This is a genomic window from Methylobacterium sp. Leaf113, from assembly GCF_001423325.1.
Lineage (GTDB): Bacteria > Pseudomonadota > Alphaproteobacteria > Rhizobiales > Beijerinckiaceae > Methylobacterium.
Window position 1 is genome coordinate 50,759 of record NZ_LMNJ01000052.1, and the last position, 16,354, is coordinate 67,112.

Below are 16,354 nucleotides of genomic sequence, written 5' to 3' on the forward strand. Positions count from 1 at the left end.
TGCTTCAGCCATCGAGCTGGTAGGTGAGCGGAATCCACCGGTAGCCGAGGCCGTCGCGGATCACGTAACCCAGCGATGGGAACGAGGTGTGATAACCGGCGACCAGGATACGGTCCGTCGCGGCCAGGTTGTACATGGTCCGCCGGGTGGCAGCCCCCGCGGCCTTGTCCATGTCGAACAGGGCATGCCAGTCGGGCCGCGCCAGCGAGGCGATCTCGTGATGGGCGCAGTCACCCCAGATCAGAAGCCGCTGGCCCTCGCTCTCGACGTGGAAGGCGAGATGTCCCGGCGTATGGCCGAAGGCCGCCAGCACCTTGATTCCGGGCGCCACCGAATCGCCTGGCTTTACGAAGCGGATGCGTTCTTCCAGAGGCTGCAGATGGCTGCGAAAGACGCGGGCCGACTTGTATTCGTTGCCGGCCTCCGGCGCGGCGAGGCGGGTGTCGTCGCTCCAGAAGGCGTATTCCCGCGCACCAACGACGTAACCGGCCTTCGGGAAGAGCCGTTTCCCTCCGTCCAGGAGGCCGCCGATATGATCGGTGTGGCAGTGCGAAAGCACCACGAGATCGATCGCCTCAGGGGATAGGCCAGCCTGACCGAGAAGATGCGCGAGTCGTCCGCCCGCCGGACGCGGGATGAAGCCCACGTCGCCGTTCCCGGTGTCGAAGAGGATCGTCTGGCGGCCGGTCTGGACGAGGGTCGGCGTGAATCCGGGCTTGAATCGCGCCTCCGGCAGGCAGTTCTCGCGCATCAGCGCCGCCATGTCCGAGGCTTCACGGTTCTCGCCAACGATCGGCCAGGGACCGTCGATCATCAGGTCGGCATCCAGCAGGGTGGTGACGGTAAAAGCGCCAAGACGGACCTGTCTCAGGGTCGCCGCCTCGCAGGTCCGTGGCGTCTGCGCGATGGCCGGACCCGGCAGAGTCAGGCCGGCGATCGCGGTTGCGGCAAGATGACGGCGGGTAAGATCGGTCATGGGAGAACGTTCCTAGCGAGGAAGTCCGGGTGAGGGATGTCCCGGGAAGCCCGGCTCCGTCAGGATGGTCTCGGGACCGGACGCCGACGATCTAGCGCCGCGAGGGGAGGCCGAGCTTGTACGAACGTGCTGCGCCTGATGCTCCGCTCGGTCCGATCTGGCACGTGGCTGGAGCGCACACGCTCTTCGCTGGGCGGCTCGCCTACAATGCGAGCCACCAGCACGGAGCCCCGGTCTACCTCGCGGGCCTGTACGGCGCCTTCCGCATCCGTTTCCAACCCGGCGCCTGGATAAGCTGCCGAACGGCCTTCGTTCCCGCCGGCTTGGCCCATGAACTCGATTGCGGCGGCGACCCGATCGGCGTGCTTTACCGCGAGCCCGATGCCGGCGCGCGGGTCCTGACTGGGTTGATGGAGATGGCGGACGGAGTCGAGGGTGCCCTGGTGTCCCGGGCGGGCGACATCTTTGCGCTGCGCGCCCTCTTCGAATGCCGCGATGCCTGCGACTGGGCCGGCGAGGCCATCGCGGACCTGTCGGACTTCGCCGCGAAGCGCGACGATCGACCGATGGACGGGCGGATCGCCCGCATTCTCGCCGAGCTGCGCGGGTGCCAGGATGTGCAGATGAGTGCGGGCCGGCTCGCTGCGTCCGCGACGCTGTCCTCCTCCCGGATGCAACACCTATTCAGCGACGCCGTCGGTGTCCCGTTCCGACGCTACCGCGGCTGGCTGCGTATGCGCTCGGCGATCGAGGCCGTCGTTCGCGGTGCCAACTTCACGGGGGCGGCCCACGAAGCCGGTTTTGCGGATCAGGCGCATTTCGCCAACGCCTTCCGCCGGACCTTCGGCGCTCCGGCCTCGCGCAGCTTGTTGGGACTGCGCACGCCGACCGCGTCGCCGCCATCAGGAGCCGGCGCGCGCGTTCGCCAGCACGAACACCCGAATCGCCGATGACAGGTTCTGGCCGTCGCGGCCGGCGTCGATGGTGCCAATCAGGGCCTGGACCGACAGGTCGCGCGCGGCCGCGATCCTGCGCAGCGCCTCCCAGAACGGGTCCTCCAGGGATACGCTGGTGCGATGGCCGGCGATCATCACGGAGCGCTTGGTGACCCCGGTGGTCATCGCCAGCAAACCCTCCCTGATGGTGTGACGGGCTTCCTGAAATGGCCCCTTGTCCCTGAGAGCCAGTCATTCTCCTCGGCTGATTTCGGGCTTACCCAACATCCGTCAAGCGTGTGGAGCAAGGGACGGCAGAGCCATCGCGGACGGCACCGCGCCGTCATTCCGGGGCGCCGTATGCGAGCCCGGAATCCAGAGCCACCGACGGTGTAACGTTCTGCACCACCTGTGTTTCTGGATCCTGGGCTCCGCTGCGCGGCCCCGGGATGACGGGGTGCTCCACGAGGTTCTTCGGCGTGCAGAGGGGCCGATGGGATTGGCCCGCCGTGGGGGTGCGCGGCGCGCACTTGTCTCGAAGTGGAATCCCGAAGCTTTGCGGAATACGAGAACCATTCTCCTCGCATCACTCCTCCGAATCCGGCCCCACCAATTTGTGCCCCTCGTGGCGCGAGACCTCGATGGCCTTCTTGGCCTCGGCCAGGGTCTTGGCCTTCTTCGGGCGACCGAAGGCGATGCGATTGTCCGCCGCTTTCGCCGCCCGTTCCCCCCGCGCCCGGTCCTTGCGGGCCTGGCGCAGGTTGATGATCTCCGCCATGCCGGTGGTCTCCCTCATTCGGCGCTGGGCGCCAGCATCGTCTCGGGGCGCACCACGCGCTCGAACGCCTCCGCCGTGACGTAGCCGAGGCGCAGGGCCTCCTCCTTCAGGGTGGTGCCGTTCTTGTGCGCGGTCTTGGCGATCTCGGCCGCCTTGTCATAGCCGATCGAGGGCGCGAGCGCCGTGACCAGCATCAGCGAGCGGCTCATCAGGTCGGCGATCTTGTCCTCGTTGGCCTTGATGCCGACGACGCAATTGTCGGTGAAGCTCACCGCCGCGTCGGCGAGGATGCGGATCGACTGCAGCACCGCGTTGGCGATGACGGGCTTGAACACGTTCAGCTCGAAATTGCCCTGGCTGCCGGCGAAGCTCACGGTGGTGCCGTTGCCGATCACCTGGGCGCAGACCATCGTCAGGGCCTCGCACTGGGTCGGGTTGACCTTGCCGGGCATGATCGACGAACCCGGCTCGTTCTCTGGCAGCGACAGCTCGCCGAGGCCCGAGCGCGGGCCGGAGCCAAGGAAGCGGATGTCCTGTGCGATCTTGAACAGGCCCGAGGCCAGGGCCGTGAGCGCCCCTTGGGTGAACACCAGGGCGTCGTGGGTCGCCAGGGCCTCGAACTTGTTGGCGGCCGAGGTGAAGGGCAGGCCGGTCAGCTCGGCGACTTTCGCGGCGAACTTCTCGGCGAAGTCGGGATGCGCGTTGAGGCCGGTGCCGACCGCCGTGCCGCCCTGGGCCAGAGCCAGCACGCCGGGCAGCGTCGCCTTCACGCGCTCGGTGCCCAGAGCCACCTGCGCGACGTAGCCGGAAAATTCCTGGCCGAGGGAGATCGGGGTCGCGTCCTGCAGGTGGGTGCGGCCGATCTTGACGATGGAGGCGAACGCCTCCGACTTCGCCTGAAGGGCGTCGTGCAGGTGCTGCAGGGCCGGCAGCAGCCGGTCGTTGATCTCGCGCGAGACCGCGATGTGCATGGCGGTCGGGAACACGTCGTTGGACGACTGGCCGCGATTGACGTGGTCGTTGGGATGGACCGGCGACTTGCCGCCGCGCTTGCCGCCGAGCAGCTCGTTGGCAAGGCTGGCGATGACCTCGTTGGCATTCATGTTCGACTGGGTGCCGGACCCCGTCTGCCAGACCGCCAGGGGAAATTCCTGGTCGTGCTCGCCGGAGACCACCTCGGCCGCCGAGGCCGCGACGGCCTGGGCCACCTTCGGGTCGAGGGCACCGAGGTCCTGGTTGACCAGGGCGGCGGCCTGCTTGACCATGCCGAGCGCGTGGACGAGGGGCGCCGGCATCTTCTCGGTGCCGATCTTGAAATTCTGGATCGAGCGCTGCGTCTGCGCACCCCAGTAGCGATGCGCCGGGACCTCGATCGGGCCGAAGGTGTCGGACTCGGTGCGGGTGGCGGGCGTCTCGGTGGGCGACATCGTGGCCTCTTCGTCTGATCAATCCGGACCCTACTTAAACTGCACGCCAGCAAACCGCGATGCCGCATCGCGAGCGGGCCGTGTGCCCGGCGCCGAAATGTCATGGCTCCCCAGCCATACCCTGCCAGCCCTTCGCCGGGCCCGGAGTTGTCCTCGATGTCGCCTGCCGCCGCCCAGGTCTCCCCCCAAGCCCAGGTCTCCCCCCAAGCCCAGGTCTCCCCCCAAGCCCAGGTCTCTTCCCAAGCCCAGGTCTTTTCTGAAGCCCAGGTCTCTTCCCAAGCTCCGCTCTCTTCCAAAGCCCCGGTCATCTCAGAAGCCCCGATCCGCTTCCGGCCGGCGGTGCCCAAGCCGTTGCGCCAGCAGCCGGGCCTGTTCGGATTCCTGAAGGCGGCGCGCGCCAACCCTCTCACCACCTGGCTCGACGTCCATTTCGAGAAACCGGTGGTGGCCGCCGACGGCGCTCTCGGGCGCGTCACGGTGGTCAGCGACCCGGCCCTGATCCGCTACCTCTACGTCGAGAACGCCGCCAATTATCGCAAGGACGACCTGCAGCGGCGCGTCCTCGCCCCCGGGCTCGGCAACGGATTGCTCACCGCCGAGGGCGACGAGTGGAAGCTCCAGCGCCGCACCCTGGCGCCGATCTTCTCCGCCCGCCACGTGCTCGGCTTCAACGCGGCGATGAACGCGGCCGGCGCCCGCATGGCCCGTCGACTGGCGCGCCGCGACGGTACCCGCATCGACGTGGCCCTGGAGATGACCCGCGTCACCCTCGACGTGCTGGAGCGGACGATCTTCACCCATGGCCTCGCGAGCGATCCCGATGCGCTGGGCCGGGCGATCACCCGCTTCCTCGAATCGGTCGGGCCGATCGATCCCCTCGACGTGTTCGGGGTGCCGGGCTTCGTGCCGCGCATCGGTCGCCTGCGGGCACGCCCCGCGATCCGGTTCTTCGCCGAAGTGGTGGATGAACTGATCGACCGCCGCCGCGCCTGGATCGCCAAAGGGGCGGCGCCCGACGACCTGCTGACGCTGCTGCTCAAGGCGCAGGACCCGGAGACGGGCAGGGGGCTGACCGACCTGGAGGTCAAGGCCAACATCGTCACCTTCATCGCCGCCGGTCACGAGACCACGGCGAACGCCCTGACCTGGGCGCTGTACTGCCTGTCGCAGGACCCGGCCGCCCAGGCCCGGGTCGAGGCGGAGGTCGATGCCGTCCCGGCGGACCAGGATTTCGATGCCGACGCGCTGCCCTTTACCCGGGCGGTGATGGAGGAGACCATGCGGTTGTTTCCGCCGGTGCCGTTCCTGAGCCGCCAGGCCATCGCGGAGGATCGCATCGGCCGGATCAAGATCCCCAAGGGCTCCCTGGTGATGGTGGCGCCCTACGTGCTCCACCGCCACAAGACCCTGTGGCCGGAGCCGGAGGCGTTCATGCCCGAGCGCTTCCTGCCCGAAGCCCGCGCGGCGATCCCGCGCTTCGCCTACCTGCCGTTCGGGGCAGGTCCCCGCGTCTGCATCGGCCAGAGCTTCTCGATGCAAGAAGCCGTGGTGGTGCTGGCCCACATCGCCCGTGCCGCCCGTTTTACGCTCGCCGACGACCACGCGCCGGTGACCCCGCTCCATCGCGTGACCCTGCGGCCGGAGCACGGGCTGCACATGACGGTGCACCCGCGGGGGTGAGGCCTGGACGACGGAGGTGGGACACGCGCAGATCCTTGCGCGCTGTCAGTCCGGGGCGCCGACCGAGGAAGACCTCGGGCCACCCGTGTTTCTGGATCCCGGGTTCCGCTGCGCGGCCCCCCGGGATGACGGGGTGATCAGGCGGCCTCTCGCCTCTTGATCCCGGAGATCTCGATCCCGGAGCTCTTCACCCCGAAATTTTTCGTCCCGTCAGCTCTTCTTGCGGAAGGCGTCCAGGCTGACGACCTCGGCGCTGGTTTCCTGGCCGTCCTCGGACTTCTTGGCGCCGTCCTCGGATTTCTTGGCGGCGGGCTTCGCGTCCGAATCGGCCTTGGCCGTCGCCGCGGCGGTGCCGGGGGCGGCCGGGATCAGCTTCGGCACGGTGCTGCCGATGGTGGCGAGGCCGGTGCTCTTCGGCTTCATCTCGGTGGGCTCCGAGGCGGCGCCGCGCGGTGCGCCCTTGCCATTGTCGGCCGCCGACTCGTCGTCGGTCGCCTCTGCGGCCGTCTCCTCCGTGCCTTCGGTCAGGTCGAATTTCAGCCCGAACTGCACCGAGGGATCGAAGAAGCCCGTCAGGGCGTCGAAAGGCACGAGCAGCCGCTCGGGAACGCCCGAGAAGGACAGGCCCACCTCGAAGGTGTGCTCGTTGACGCCGAGGTCCCAGAACTGGTGCTGGAGCACGATGGTCATGTCCTGCGGGTATTTTTCGCGCAGGCGCTGCGACATCCGCACGCCCGGCGCCTCGGTGCGGAACGAGACGTAGAAATGGTGCTCGCCCGCGAGGCCCTCGCGGGCCGCGTCGGTCAGCACCTTGCGCACCACGCCGCGCAGGGCGTCCTGCACCAGGAGATCGTAGCGGATCAGGTCGTCTGCCATCTGCGGTCGCTTATGCCCGGTCACTGCCCGCCGTCGCGCGCCGTGAGGGCGCCCCGGGTCGGATGAAAATCGATGGGGAGCGCCGGTGCCCGGCCCTCCCAGAACCTCGCCTGAACGGCTCGGGGCCGACAGGATCTCTCCCGGACGAAACAGGACATCGCGGCCTGCGCCGTGATCTGCCGCGCGTCCGAGCTTCCGCCAAAACCTGCGGCCTGTCGAGCCTCGGGTCCTTGCGTCCAAAAGCCCGTGGTCCGGAGAGGCGCTGCCGGGTTACCCTCCGGTCGCACCATTCGCCCGACCGCGAAACCCGACCCGGCGATGCCGGATTTCCGTCCTCGCCGAGCCTCTCGGCCAACACTTTGATTATAGTGGGAGTGCCGCCGCTTTTGAAGCCCGATGATGGGGCGCCGCTGCCCGAAGCGCGGGCGGATGTCATCCGGGCAACGACCGAGCCTCCGGGGGCGCGTGCGTTCCCCGGCCGGACCGTTCTGGGCCGCGCGCGGGCCGTCGTCGGTCTGGCCTTCGCGGCGTGCCTCGCGCTGGTGGCGGCGAGCGTCCTCGCCCTGGTGATCGTGCGGGTCGGCGGCGACTGGCTCGACGGCGTGGCGCCCTTCGGCGGGGAGCGGCCGCGCCTGCATCCGCGACAGGTCGCCATGCGGGAGCTGGCCCTCGACGTGATCCGCCAGGTGATCCTGGCCGTCCTCGTCGTCGGGGCGGTGCGCTGGCGCCACGGCGCCGCCTGGCGCCGGACCCTGGCGCTTGCGCCGCCGGGACCGCCGCCCTGGGGCGCGCCCGGCCTGTCGCCCGGGCGCTTCGCCCTGATCCTGCTGGCCTGGCCGCTGATCCACATCACCTGGGTGACCGGCAGCGCGGAGCTGTTCCGGATGCCGATCGGCCGGCACACGGCGCTGTCCCCGAGCCTGACCGCCGGGGCGGCGGCCCTATGGTTCACCTACGTGCTGGTGCTGGCGCCGCTGGCCGAGGAGTTGCTGATGCGGGGTGCTTTGTTCGCCCGCGCGCGCGAACACTTCGCCCCGCCAGGCGCCATCCTGGTGACGGCGCTGCTGTTCGCCGGCGCCCATCTCACGCCCGCCGGCTTCGCCCGGCCGGTCTCGCTGATCCCGCTTGCCCTGATGCTCGGCTGGGTGCGCTGGCGCAGCGGCTGGCTGTGGCCCGGCATCGTGCTCCACGCCTGGAGCAACTTCGCGATGATCCTGTATGTGCTCGGGCCGGCCATCGGCTGAGCGGGCGCCGGCATGAAGGTGTTGACGCGCCGGTTGCCGATCTCGCCAGCTCCGGCGCGACGAGGTATTCCAAGCGCCCCGCCCCGGAGCCGCGATGCACGCCTATCACCAGCTTCTCGAACGCATCCTCCGGGAGGGGGTGCGCAAGGACGACCGGACCGGCACCGGCACGCTCTCGGTGTTCGGGCACCAGATGCGCTTCGACCTCGGGCAGGGCTTTCCCCTGGTCACGACGAAGCAGCTCCACCTGCGCTCGATCATCCACGAATTGCTGTGGTTCCTCACCGGCGATACCAACGTGCGGGCGCTCCAGGCCAACGGCGTCAGCATTTGGGATGAATGGGCCGACGCGAACGGCGACCTCGGCCCGGTCTACGGCCAGCAATGGCGGTCCTGGGTGAAACCCGACGGCGGCAGCGTCGACCAGATCGCCTGGGTGCTCGACGAGATCCGCCGCAACCCGGATTCGCGCCGCCTCATCGTCTCCGCCTGGAACCCGGCCGATCTCGACCGGATGGCCCTGGCGCCGTGCCACTGCCTATTCCAGTTCTACGTGGCGGAGGGGCGGCTCTCGTGCCAGCTCTATCAGCGCTCGGCCGACGTGTTCCTGGGCGTGCCCTTCAACATCGCCAGCTACGCCCTCCTCACCGCGATGATCGCGCAGGTGTCCGGGTTGATCCCCGGCGATTTCATCCACACCCTCGGCGATGCGCACCTCTACGTGAACCACCTGGAGCAGGCCCGGCTGCAGCTCACGCGCGAGCATCGCCCGCTGCCCCGGCTCGTACTCAACCCCGCCGTGACCGCGCTGTCCGATTTCCGCTTCGAGGACATCGCCGTGGAGGGCTATGCGCCGCATGCCGCCATCCGCGCTCCGGTGGCGGTCTGATGGCCGCGCCCCGCATCACCCTCATCGCGGCGGTCGCCCGCAACGGCATCATCGGCCGCGACAACGACCTGATCTGGCGCCTGCGCAGCGACCTGCGCCGGTTCAAGGCCCTGACCATGGGCAAGCCCCTCCTGATGGGGCGCAAGACCTTCGCGTCGATCGGTCGTCCATTGCCCGGGCGGCGCACCATCGTGCTGACCCGGGATACCGGCTTCGCGGCGCCGGACGTCGCCGTCGCCCATGACTGGACGGGCGCGCTCGCGGCGGCCGAGGGCGCGGACGAGCTGATGGTGGCCGGCGGCGGCGAGATCTACGCGCTGGCGCTGCCGCATGCCGACCGCATCCACCTCACCGAGGTCGATCTGGCGCCGGAGGGCGATACGGTGTTCCCGACCTTCGATCGCGCGCGCTATCGCGAGACCCACCGCGAGGCCCATCCGCCGGGGGAGCATGACGCCTGCGGCTTCAGCTTCGTCGATCTGGAGCGAGCCGGGTGAGGGACGCGACCCGGGCCGGTCCCGTAAACCATTCCGGCGCGACCCATTGCGCATCGGGTTCCCATGCGGTTGTCTTTCGGCGGTCCGATGCCCAAGTGGCAATCTTGACAGGATTCGGTGCGCCCAGGCAGGTGCCAGGGTCGGGTCACGACGAGATCAATACTCTTGTCCACGCGGGGGAGATCCGGCCCGCCTCCTGAGGAGGCCGGGACGGAGAGCGCGGGTGGGCTTCGTGCGCGGCGCAGACGCTGCTGGAACAGGAGAGATCGGCGAGCATGCCTTGGAGCAATCAGAGCGGCGGCGGTAGCGGCAACGGGGGAGGGCCCTGGGGCCGAGGCGGCGGCGGCAATGGCGGCGGGGGTGGCCCGTGGGGGAATGGCGGCGGCGGTGGCGGCAAGACCCCACCCGACCTCGAGGACCTGCTGCGCCGCAGCCAGGACCGGCTGCGCGGCGTGCTCCCCGGCGGGTCCTTCGGTGGCGGGCGCGGCCTGCTGGTGATCGGCGGCCTCCTGGTCGCGGGCTGGCTTCTCACCGGGTTCTACACCGTGGCACCGCAGCAGGTCGGCATCGAGACGGTGTTCGGTCGCTATCTCAGCACCACCGGCCAGGGCCTGAACTACAACTTCCCGGCCCCGATCGGCGCCGTGACCAAGCCTAATGTCGGTCAGGTCAACAGCGTGCAGATTGGCTACCGCGCCGGCTTCGGCAATCAGACCCGCACCGTCGACAAGCCCGAGGAGAGCCTGATGCTCACGGGTGACGAGAACATCGTCGACCTCGACTTCGAAGTGCAGTGGCGGATCAACCCCCTGAAGGCGTCCGACTTCGTCTTCAACCTCGAGAACCCCGAGGGCACGATCAAGGCCATCGCCGAGAGCGCGATGCGCGAGGTCGTCGGCCGGCGCAACATCCAGCCGATCCTGACCAACGAACAGTCGAGCGTCGCCCAGGAGGTCCGGGAGATCACCCAGAAGGCCCTCGACGAATACGGCGCCGGCGTACGCATCGAACTCGTCCAGCTCGTCAGTGTCCAGCCTCCGCCGGAAGTGCGGCCCGCCTTCTTCGACGTGAACGCGGCGCAGCAGGATGCCGAGCGCGCCAAGAACGACGCGCGGACCTACGAGAGCCAGAAGGTGCCGCTCGCCAAGGGTGAGGCGCAGAAGATCATCCAGGCGGCGGAAGCCTACAAGACGCAGTCGACCGCCGACGCGACCGGTCAGGCCGCCCGCTTCACGCAGGTCTACGAGTCCTACAAGGTCGCCCCGGTGATCAGCCGCGAGCGCATCTTCCTCGAAACGATGGAGCGGGTCCTGGGCTCGGTCAACAAGGTGATCATCGATCAGAACGGGGCCGGCGCCGGTACGGGCGCCAGCGCCGCCGGCGTCCTGCCGGTGCTTCCGCTGACCGAGTTCGGTCCCCGCAACGCTGCCGGTGGAGTGGCCCGATGAACAATCAGACCCTCCGCACCGGCCTGATGATCGCCGCCGCCGCCCTGGTGGTCGGCCTCTACGCGTCGGTCTTCACCGTCGGCCAGATGCAGCAGGCCCTGGTGCTGCGCTTCGGCGGCGTCCGCGCCGTCCTGAACCAGACCGGCACCGACAAGCCCGGCCTCTACTTCAAGCTTCCGTTCTTCGAGAACGTGGTGCTGTTCGACAAGCGGGTGCTCGACCTCGATCTGCCGGTCCAGACCCTGCTCACCACCGACCGCCAGAACCTCGAGGTGGACGCCTTCGCGCGCTACCGGATCATCGATCCGCTGAAGTTCTACCAGTCGGCCAACAACATCGCCCGCGCCAACACCCTGCTGGCGAGCTTCACCAACTCGGCCCTGCGCAACCTGCTCGCCCGCTCCACCCGTGACGCCATCGTGCGGACGCAGCGCGCCGAGCTGATGAACCAGATCCAGGCCGACGTGAACCGGCAGGCGAAGGAACTCGGCGTCGAGATCGTCGATCTGCGCATGACCCGCGTCGATCTGCCGGCTCAGAACAGCTCGGCGGTCTACAAGCGCATGACGACGGAGCGCCAGCGCGAGGCGGCCGACATCCGCGCCACCGGCGAGCAGGCGGCGGTCACCATCAAGGCCAAGGCCGACCGTGACGTGACGGTGCTGCTCTCGGAGGCCAACCAGACTGCCGAGACCCTGCGTGGTCAGGGCGACGCCGACAAGAACCGCATCCTGGCGGAAGCCTACGGCAAGGACGCGGATTTCTTCAGCTTCTTCCGCTCCATGCAGGCCTACGAGACCGGTCTGAAGGGCTCCGACACCCGATTGGTGATCAGCCCGTCCTCGGACTTCTTCCGCTACTTCAGCGATCCGCAGGGCAGGACCCCGGCGAGCCCGGCGGCGCGCACCCGCGCTCCGGCCGAGCCCGGTACCACCGGTTCGACGGGCGCCACCCGCTGAAGTGGGTGGAGTGATCCTGCCGAAACGACCCCTGGTGCGACATGTCCGGCGGCGGCCTTTGGTCCGCCGCCGGACTCTTGATCGGCGGACGGTGGGGACGATCTAAGAACGTCCCGAGAGAGATGAGGTCGACCATGGTCCCCGTTGCGAGCGCCGTCCGGGCGCCCCGTTCCCGAGCGCTCCACCGCAGCCTGCGCTCGGTCCTGATGGCCGCCACGCTGGCGACCTCCGTCTCGGTCATGGGCCTCGCCGCCCCCGCCTACGCCAAGGGACCGGAATCGCTGGCCGATCTCGCCGATCAGGTCACCGACGCGGTGGTGAACATCTCGGCCTCGACCACCGTCGACGCCCGACCCAACACCCGCTCGGGTCCCCAGCTGCCGCAGGGCACGCCGTTCGAGGACCTGTTCGAGGAATTCTTCAACAAGCGCGGTCAGCGTGGCGGCGGCGGCGACCGCAGCGAGGCCGACCGGCCGAAGCCGCAGCAGCGCAAGTCGAATTCCCTCGGCTCGGGCTTCATCATCGATGCCTCCGGCATCGTGGTGACCAACAACCACGTCATCGGCGACGCCAACGACATCCAGGTCATCCTCCACAACGGCACCAAGCTGAAGGCCGAGATCATCGGCAAGGATGCCAAGATCGATCTGGCGGTGCTGCGGGTGAAGCCGGAGCCGAACAAGCCCCTGAAGGCGGTCCCGTTCGGTGATTCGGAGAAGATGCGCCCGGGCGACTGGGTCATCGCCATCGGCAACCCGTTCGGCCTCGGTGGCTCGGTCTCGGCCGGCATCGTCTCGGCGCGCGGCCGCAACATCGAATCCGGCCCGTACGACAACTACATCCAGACGGATGCGGCCATCAACAAGGGCAATTCCGGCGGACCGCTGTTCAACATGAACGGTGAAGTCATCGGCATCAACACCGCCATCCTGTCGCCCACCGGCGGCTCGGTCGGGATCGGCTTCGCGGTGCCCTCGAACAACGCCGCGCAGGTCATCGACCAGCTGCGGGAGTTCGGGGAGGTCCGTCGCGGCTGGCTCGGCGTCCGTATCCAAAACGTTGACGAGACGACGGCCGAGGCCCTCGACATGAAGGACGGCGTCAAAGGCGCGCTCGTGGCCGGCGTCGACGAGAAGGGCCCCGCCAAGGCGGCGGGTCTCGAGATCGGCGACGTCATCGTCAAGTTCAACGGCACGGCCGTGAAGTCGTCGAGCGACCTGCCGCGCATCGTCGCCTCGACGCCGGTCGGCAAGACGGTGGACGTGCTGGTCATCCGCAAGGGCGCCGAGACGACGAAGTCCGTCACCCTGGGCCGCCTGGAGGATACGGAGAAGCCGACGCTCGCCAGCGTCAAGCAGCCCGAGGCGGAGAGCGCCGTCCGTCAGGTGCTCGGGCTCAACCTGTCCGGCATCACCGACGAGGCGCGCAAGCGCTTCAGCCTGAAGGACAGCCTGAAGGGCGTGCTCGTCACCCGCGTCGACCCGAACTCGACGGCGGCCGACAAGCAGATCAAGCCCGGCGAAGTCATCGTCGAGGTCGGCCAGGAGGCGGTCAGCGCCCCAGCCGACGTGACCAAGCGCATCGACCAGCTCAAGAAGGATGGCCGCAAGTCCGTCCTGCTCCTGGTCGCCAGCGCGAGCGGTGACGTCCGCTTCGTGGCGCTTGGGATCGACTGATCGTCGAAACGACTCTGTGGATACCAAGCCGCCGCCCGAGAGGGCGGCGGTTTTGTCTTGTCCAGGGGAGCGCTTCCCCTCCCTGTTAGGGGAAGGGCGATTGTCGATGGCATTACACCGTCATTCCGGGGCGCCGAAGGCGACCCCGGAATGACGGAGCGGTGCCCGCTGCGCTCAGCCCACGAACTCGGCCGACGCATAGCCCTGCAGATACAGCAGCGCCGTCAGGTCGCCGTGGTCGATGCGGACCTGGGCGGCGCCGGCCACCTTCGGCTTGGCCCGGAAGGCGACGCCGAGGCCCGCCTCTTGCAGCATGTCGAGGTCGTTGGCGCCGTCGCCCACCGCAAGGGTCTCGGACCGATCGAGACCGAAGCGCGTGCGAAGGTTGATCAGCGTCGCACGCTTCGTCTCCTTGTCGACGATCGGCTCGATCACCTCGCCGGTGAGGTGCCCGTCCCGTACGCCGAGGGTGGTGGCGTGGGCCTCGTCGAACCCGATCTGCGCAGAGACCGGTCCGGTGAACAGGGTGAAGCCGCCCGAGATCAGGCAGGTGTGGGTGCCGTGCGCCTTCATGGTCTGCACCAGCGTGCGGCCGCCGGGCGTGAGGGTGATGCGCTCGGCGATCAGCGCATCGATCCGGCCCACGGGCACGTCGCGCAGGAGCGCGACCCGCTCGCGCAGGGCCGGGCCGAACGCGATCTCACCCTGCATCGCCCGCTCGGTGATCGCCGCGACGCGATCCTTGAGGCCGATGGTCTCGGCGAGTTCGTCGATGCATTCCTGCTCGATCATGGTCGAATCCATGTCGGCCAGGAACAGGCGCTTGCGCCGGTGCGGGCCGGCCTCGATCACCGCCACGTCGATCGGCTCGGAGGCCAGGGCCGCGCGCAGGCGCCGGGCCAGGGCCGGCGCATCGGCGGGCGCGCCCGGCAGCAGCACCTCGGCGGCGACCTCGCCGTGCAGGATGCGGGGCTGATGTTCGGTGCGCATCACCGCGCGGGTCTCGGCCAGCACCGCATCGGTGATGGCGGGGCGGCTCTCGTTTGCTATCAGGATCGCGACGAGGGTCATCCGGGAGCTTTCCACGCCAGTGTCGCCGGTCCTACAACGCCCACACGCGCAGGTTCTGCCGGCGGCGATCCTCATCGCAGGGCCGACCGCCTCGGGCAAGTCGGGCCTGGCGCTGGCGCTCGCGCGCGATCTCGACGGGGTGGTGATCAACACCGACTCGATGCAGGTCTATGCCGATCTGCGCCGCCTGTCCGCCCGCCCGAGCGCGGAGGAGGAAGCGCTGGCCCCGCACCGGCTCTACGGCCACGTCGACGGAGCGGTGAATTACTCGGCCGGACACTTCGCCCGCGAGGCCGAGCCGCTGATCAAATCGCTGCGCGGCGAGGGCCGCCTGCCGGTCTTCGTCGGCGGCACCGGCCTGTACTTCCGGGCGCTGGAGGAGGGGCTGTCCGAGCTGCCTCCGGTGCCGGATGCGGTCCGGTCGGCCGTGCGGGCCCGGGCCGAGGGACGGGCGACCGAAGACCTGCATGCCGAACTCGCGCTCTGCGATCCGGCCGGCGCGCTCGGGCTTCGCCCCAGCGACCGGGCGCGGGTGATGCGCGCCCTGGAGGTCTTCGCGGCCACCGGCCGGCCCATCGCCGATTTTCACGGGGCACGCCAACCCGGACCGCTCGCCGGCCTGCCCCTGCTCAAGCTGTTCCTGGCGCCCGAGCGCGAGACCCTGCGGCGAGCCATCGATAGGCGGTTCGAGGCGATGATCGCCGGGGGGGCGCTCGACGAGGTCGCGGCCCTGCGCGACCGCCGCCTCGACCCGATGCTGCCGATCATGCGCGCCCACGGCGTGCCGGGCCTGATCGCCCATCTCGACGGCGTGCTGATTCGTGAGGAGGCGATCCGGCGCGGGCAGGGCGACACCCGGCGCTATGCCAAGCGGCAGTTCACCTGGTTCCGCCACCAGATGGGGGCCGACTGGCTCTGGACCCCACCCGAGGAGGCCCTCGGGCGGGCGCGGGCGCTGCTCACGTCTCCAGGCGTGCGATGAGGGACGAAGTGTCCCAGCGATTGCCCCCCATGGCCTGCACGTCGGCGTAGAACTGGTCGACGAGGGCGGTGACGGGCAATTGCGCGCCGTTGCGGCGGGCTTCGGCGAGCAGGATGCCGAGGTCCTTGCGCATCCAGTCGACGGCGAAGCCGAAATCGAACGTGCCCGCGTTCATGGTCTTGCCGCGGTTCTCCATCTGCCAGGAGCCGGCGGCGCCTTTCGATATGACCTCCAGCACGGCCTCGACATCGAGGTCCGCCCGCTTGGCGAAGTGCACCGCCTCGGACAGGCCCTGGACGAGGCCCGCGATGGCGATCTGGTTGACCATCTTGGTGAGCTGGCCGGAGCCCGACGGACCCATCAGGCGGCTGGCGCGGGCAAAGCACAGGATCGCGGATTCGACCTTCGCGTAGGTCTCAGGCTCGCCGCCGCACATCACGGTGAGCGCCGCGTTCTCGGCCCCGGCCTGTCCGCCCGAGACGGGCGCATCGATGAAGCCGAGGCCGGCGGTCTTGGCGGCATCGGCGAGTTCGCGGGCGACCTCGGCCGAGGCGGTGGTGTGGTCGACGAAGATCGCGCCCGGTTCCATGCCGGCGAAGGCGCCATCGTCGCCGAGGGTGACGCTGCGCAGATCGGCGTCGTTGCCGACGCAGGCGAACACGATGGCCTTGCCTTGGGCGGCCTTGCGCGGGGTCGCGGCGAAGGCGCCGCCCTGCGCGGCGACCCAGGCCTCGGCCTTGGCGGTGGTGCGGTTGTAGACCGTGACCTCGTGGCCCTTGGCGGCGAGGTGGCGGGCCATCGGGCCGCCCATCACGCCGAGCCCCAGAAACGCGACCTTCGCCATCATCATCCCCGTTCGTATCCTGAATACGATCGGGGTCTAGGAGCGATGCTGGCGAGCGTCAAACGTTCGCGA

The 16,354-nt window shown here is 69.2% G+C and carries 16 protein-coding genes; 9 read left to right on the top strand and 7 right to left on the bottom strand.

Features of this window, described 5'->3' with window-relative positions; translation table 11 throughout:
- Positions 1-4 precede the first annotated feature (4 nt).
- Positions 5-976, bottom strand: coding sequence for an MBL fold metallo-hydrolase (locus ASF60_RS21010; protein WP_082508119.1), 972 nt, complete (start codon positions 974-976; stop codon positions 5-7).
- A gap of 164 nt (positions 977-1,140) precedes the next feature.
- On the opposite strand from ASF60_RS21010, the gene ASF60_RS21015 reads away from it, so the two are divergent.
- Entirely contained in the window at positions 1,141-1,929 is a 789-nt protein-coding gene (locus ASF60_RS21015; RefSeq protein ID WP_244478533.1) for a helix-turn-helix domain-containing protein, read from the top strand.
- Here the strand turns inward: ASF60_RS21015 and ASF60_RS21020 are convergent.
- The 3 genes from ASF60_RS21020 to fumC form a co-directional block, all read right to left on the bottom strand.
- Positions 1,879-2,097, bottom strand: coding sequence for a ribbon-helix-helix domain-containing protein (locus tag ASF60_RS21020; protein ID WP_056189823.1), 219 nt, complete (start codon positions 2,095-2,097; stop codon positions 1,879-1,881). The two genes, ASF60_RS21015 and ASF60_RS21020, sit on opposite strands and share 51 nt — an antisense overlap.
- 400 nt (positions 2,098-2,497) lie before the next feature.
- Entirely contained in the window at positions 2,498-2,689 is a 192-nt protein-coding gene (locus ASF60_RS21025) for a DUF4169 family protein (RefSeq protein WP_056190080.1), read from the bottom strand.
- A 14-nt stretch (positions 2,690-2,703) separates the two neighbouring features.
- A complete protein-coding gene (gene fumC / locus ASF60_RS21030) occupies positions 2,704-4,116 on the bottom strand; it encodes a class II fumarate hydratase (RefSeq protein ID WP_056189826.1) in 1,413 nt (470 codons plus the stop codon).
- A gap of 306 nt (positions 4,117-4,422) precedes the next feature.
- Here fumC and ASF60_RS21035 point away from each other — a divergent pair, with 306 nt between their 5' ends.
- Positions 4,423-5,796: a cytochrome P450 gene (locus ASF60_RS21035; RefSeq protein WP_056190082.1), complete on the top strand. Its 1,374-nt coding sequence runs from the start codon at positions 4,423-4,425 to the stop codon at positions 5,794-5,796.
- Positions 5,797-6,006: 210 nt separating this feature from the next.
- On the opposite strand, the gene ASF60_RS21040 is transcribed toward ASF60_RS21035, so the two are convergent.
- The gene (locus ASF60_RS21040; protein WP_056189828.1) at positions 6,007-6,672 is read right to left on the bottom strand and encodes an SspB family protein; all 666 of its coding nucleotides are present in this window, start codon (positions 6,670-6,672) and stop codon (positions 6,007-6,009) included.
- A 386-nt stretch (positions 6,673-7,058) separates the two neighbouring features.
- Between ASF60_RS21040 and ASF60_RS24105 the strand changes: the two genes are divergently transcribed.
- From ASF60_RS24105 to ASF60_RS21070, 6 genes are all read left to right on the top strand, one after another.
- Complete coding sequence (locus tag ASF60_RS24105) at positions 7,059-7,916, top strand: CPBP family intramembrane glutamic endopeptidase (protein WP_244478534.1); 858 nt, start codon at positions 7,059-7,061, stop codon at positions 7,914-7,916.
- Between the two features lie 94 nt (positions 7,917-8,010).
- Positions 8,011-8,805, top strand: coding sequence for a thymidylate synthase (locus ASF60_RS21050; RefSeq protein WP_056189831.1), 795 nt, complete (start codon positions 8,011-8,013; stop codon positions 8,803-8,805).
- The gene (locus ASF60_RS21055) at positions 8,805-9,302 is read left to right on the top strand and encodes a dihydrofolate reductase (RefSeq protein ID WP_056189834.1); all 498 of its coding nucleotides are present in this window, start codon (positions 8,805-8,807) and stop codon (positions 9,300-9,302) included. The genes ASF60_RS21050 and ASF60_RS21055 overlap by 1 nt, the downstream gene beginning before the upstream one ends.
- Positions 9,303-9,577: 275 nt before the next feature.
- The gene (gene hflK / locus ASF60_RS21060; RefSeq protein WP_056189837.1) at positions 9,578-10,750 is read left to right on the top strand and encodes an FtsH protease activity modulator HflK; all 1,173 of its coding nucleotides are present in this window, start codon (positions 9,578-9,580) and stop codon (positions 10,748-10,750) included.
- Positions 10,747-11,709 (top strand): protease modulator HflC, encoded by a 963-nt coding sequence (gene hflC / locus ASF60_RS21065; protein ID WP_056189839.1) that lies wholly within the window; start codon positions 10,747-10,749, stop codon positions 11,707-11,709. Before hflK ends, hflC begins: the two co-directional genes overlap by 4 nt.
- Positions 11,710-11,843: 134 nt before the next feature.
- On the top strand, positions 11,844-13,385 hold the full coding sequence (locus ASF60_RS21070; protein WP_056189840.1) for a DegQ family serine endoprotease: 1,542 nt from the start codon (positions 11,844-11,846) through the stop codon (positions 13,383-13,385).
- 174 nt (positions 13,386-13,559) lie between these two features.
- Here the strand turns inward: ASF60_RS21070 and serB are convergent, their stop codons facing one another.
- Complete coding sequence (serB, locus tag ASF60_RS21075; protein ID WP_056189844.1) at positions 13,560-14,456, bottom strand: phosphoserine phosphatase SerB; 897 nt, start codon at positions 14,454-14,456, stop codon at positions 13,560-13,562.
- A 19-nt stretch (positions 14,457-14,475) separates the two neighbouring features.
- Here serB and miaA point away from each other — a divergent pair, with 19 nt between their 5' ends.
- The gene (miaA, locus tag ASF60_RS21080) at positions 14,476-15,438 is read left to right on the top strand and encodes a tRNA (adenosine(37)-N6)-dimethylallyltransferase MiaA (RefSeq protein WP_244478535.1); all 963 of its coding nucleotides are present in this window, start codon (positions 14,476-14,478) and stop codon (positions 15,436-15,438) included.
- On the opposite strand, the gene ASF60_RS21085 is transcribed toward miaA, so the two are convergent.
- Positions 15,416-16,282: an NAD(P)-dependent oxidoreductase gene (locus ASF60_RS21085; protein ID WP_056190089.1), complete on the bottom strand. Its 867-nt coding sequence runs from the start codon at positions 16,280-16,282 to the stop codon at positions 15,416-15,418. The two genes, miaA and ASF60_RS21085, sit on opposite strands and share 23 nt — an antisense overlap.
- Positions 16,283-16,354 lie beyond the last annotated feature (72 nt).

What these genes read in the sequence shown, in the direction of transcription:
- ASF60_RS21070 (WP_056189840.1), top strand. Translation starts at nt 11,844, where the DNA reads ATGGTCCCCGTTGCGAGCGCCGTCCGGGCGCCCCGTTCCCGAGCGCTC.
- ASF60_RS21025 (WP_056190080.1), bottom strand. Translation starts at nt 2,689, where the DNA reads ATGGCGGAGATCATCAACCTGCGCCAGGCCCGCAAGGACCGGGCGCGG.
- ASF60_RS21055 (WP_056189834.1), top strand. Translation starts at nt 8,805, where the DNA reads ATGGCCGCGCCCCGCATCACCCTCATCGCGGCGGTCGCCCGCAACGGC.
- ASF60_RS21020 (WP_056189823.1), bottom strand. Translation starts at nt 2,097, where the DNA reads ATGACCACCGGGGTCACCAAGCGCTCCGTGATGATCGCCGGCCATCGC.
- fumC (WP_056189826.1), bottom strand. Translation starts at nt 4,116, where the DNA reads ATGTCGCCCACCGAGACGCCCGCCACCCGCACCGAGTCCGACACCTTC.
- hflC (WP_056189839.1), top strand. Translation starts at nt 10,747, where the DNA reads ATGAACAATCAGACCCTCCGCACCGGCCTGATGATCGCCGCCGCCGCC.
- ASF60_RS21010 (WP_082508119.1), bottom strand. Translation starts at nt 976, where the DNA reads ATGACCGATCTTACCCGCCGTCATCTTGCCGCAACCGCGATCGCCGGC.
- hflK (WP_056189837.1), top strand. Translation starts at nt 9,578, where the DNA reads ATGCCTTGGAGCAATCAGAGCGGCGGCGGTAGCGGCAACGGGGGAGGG.
- ASF60_RS21050 (WP_056189831.1), top strand. Translation starts at nt 8,011, where the DNA reads ATGCACGCCTATCACCAGCTTCTCGAACGCATCCTCCGGGAGGGGGTG.
- ASF60_RS21085 (WP_056190089.1), bottom strand. Translation starts at nt 16,282, where the DNA reads ATGGCGAAGGTCGCGTTTCTGGGGCTCGGCGTGATGGGCGGCCCGATG.
- ASF60_RS21040 (WP_056189828.1), bottom strand. Translation starts at nt 6,672, where the DNA reads ATGGCAGACGACCTGATCCGCTACGATCTCCTGGTGCAGGACGCCCTG.
- serB (WP_056189844.1), bottom strand. Translation starts at nt 14,456, where the DNA reads ATGACCCTCGTCGCGATCCTGATAGCAAACGAGAGCCGCCCCGCCATC.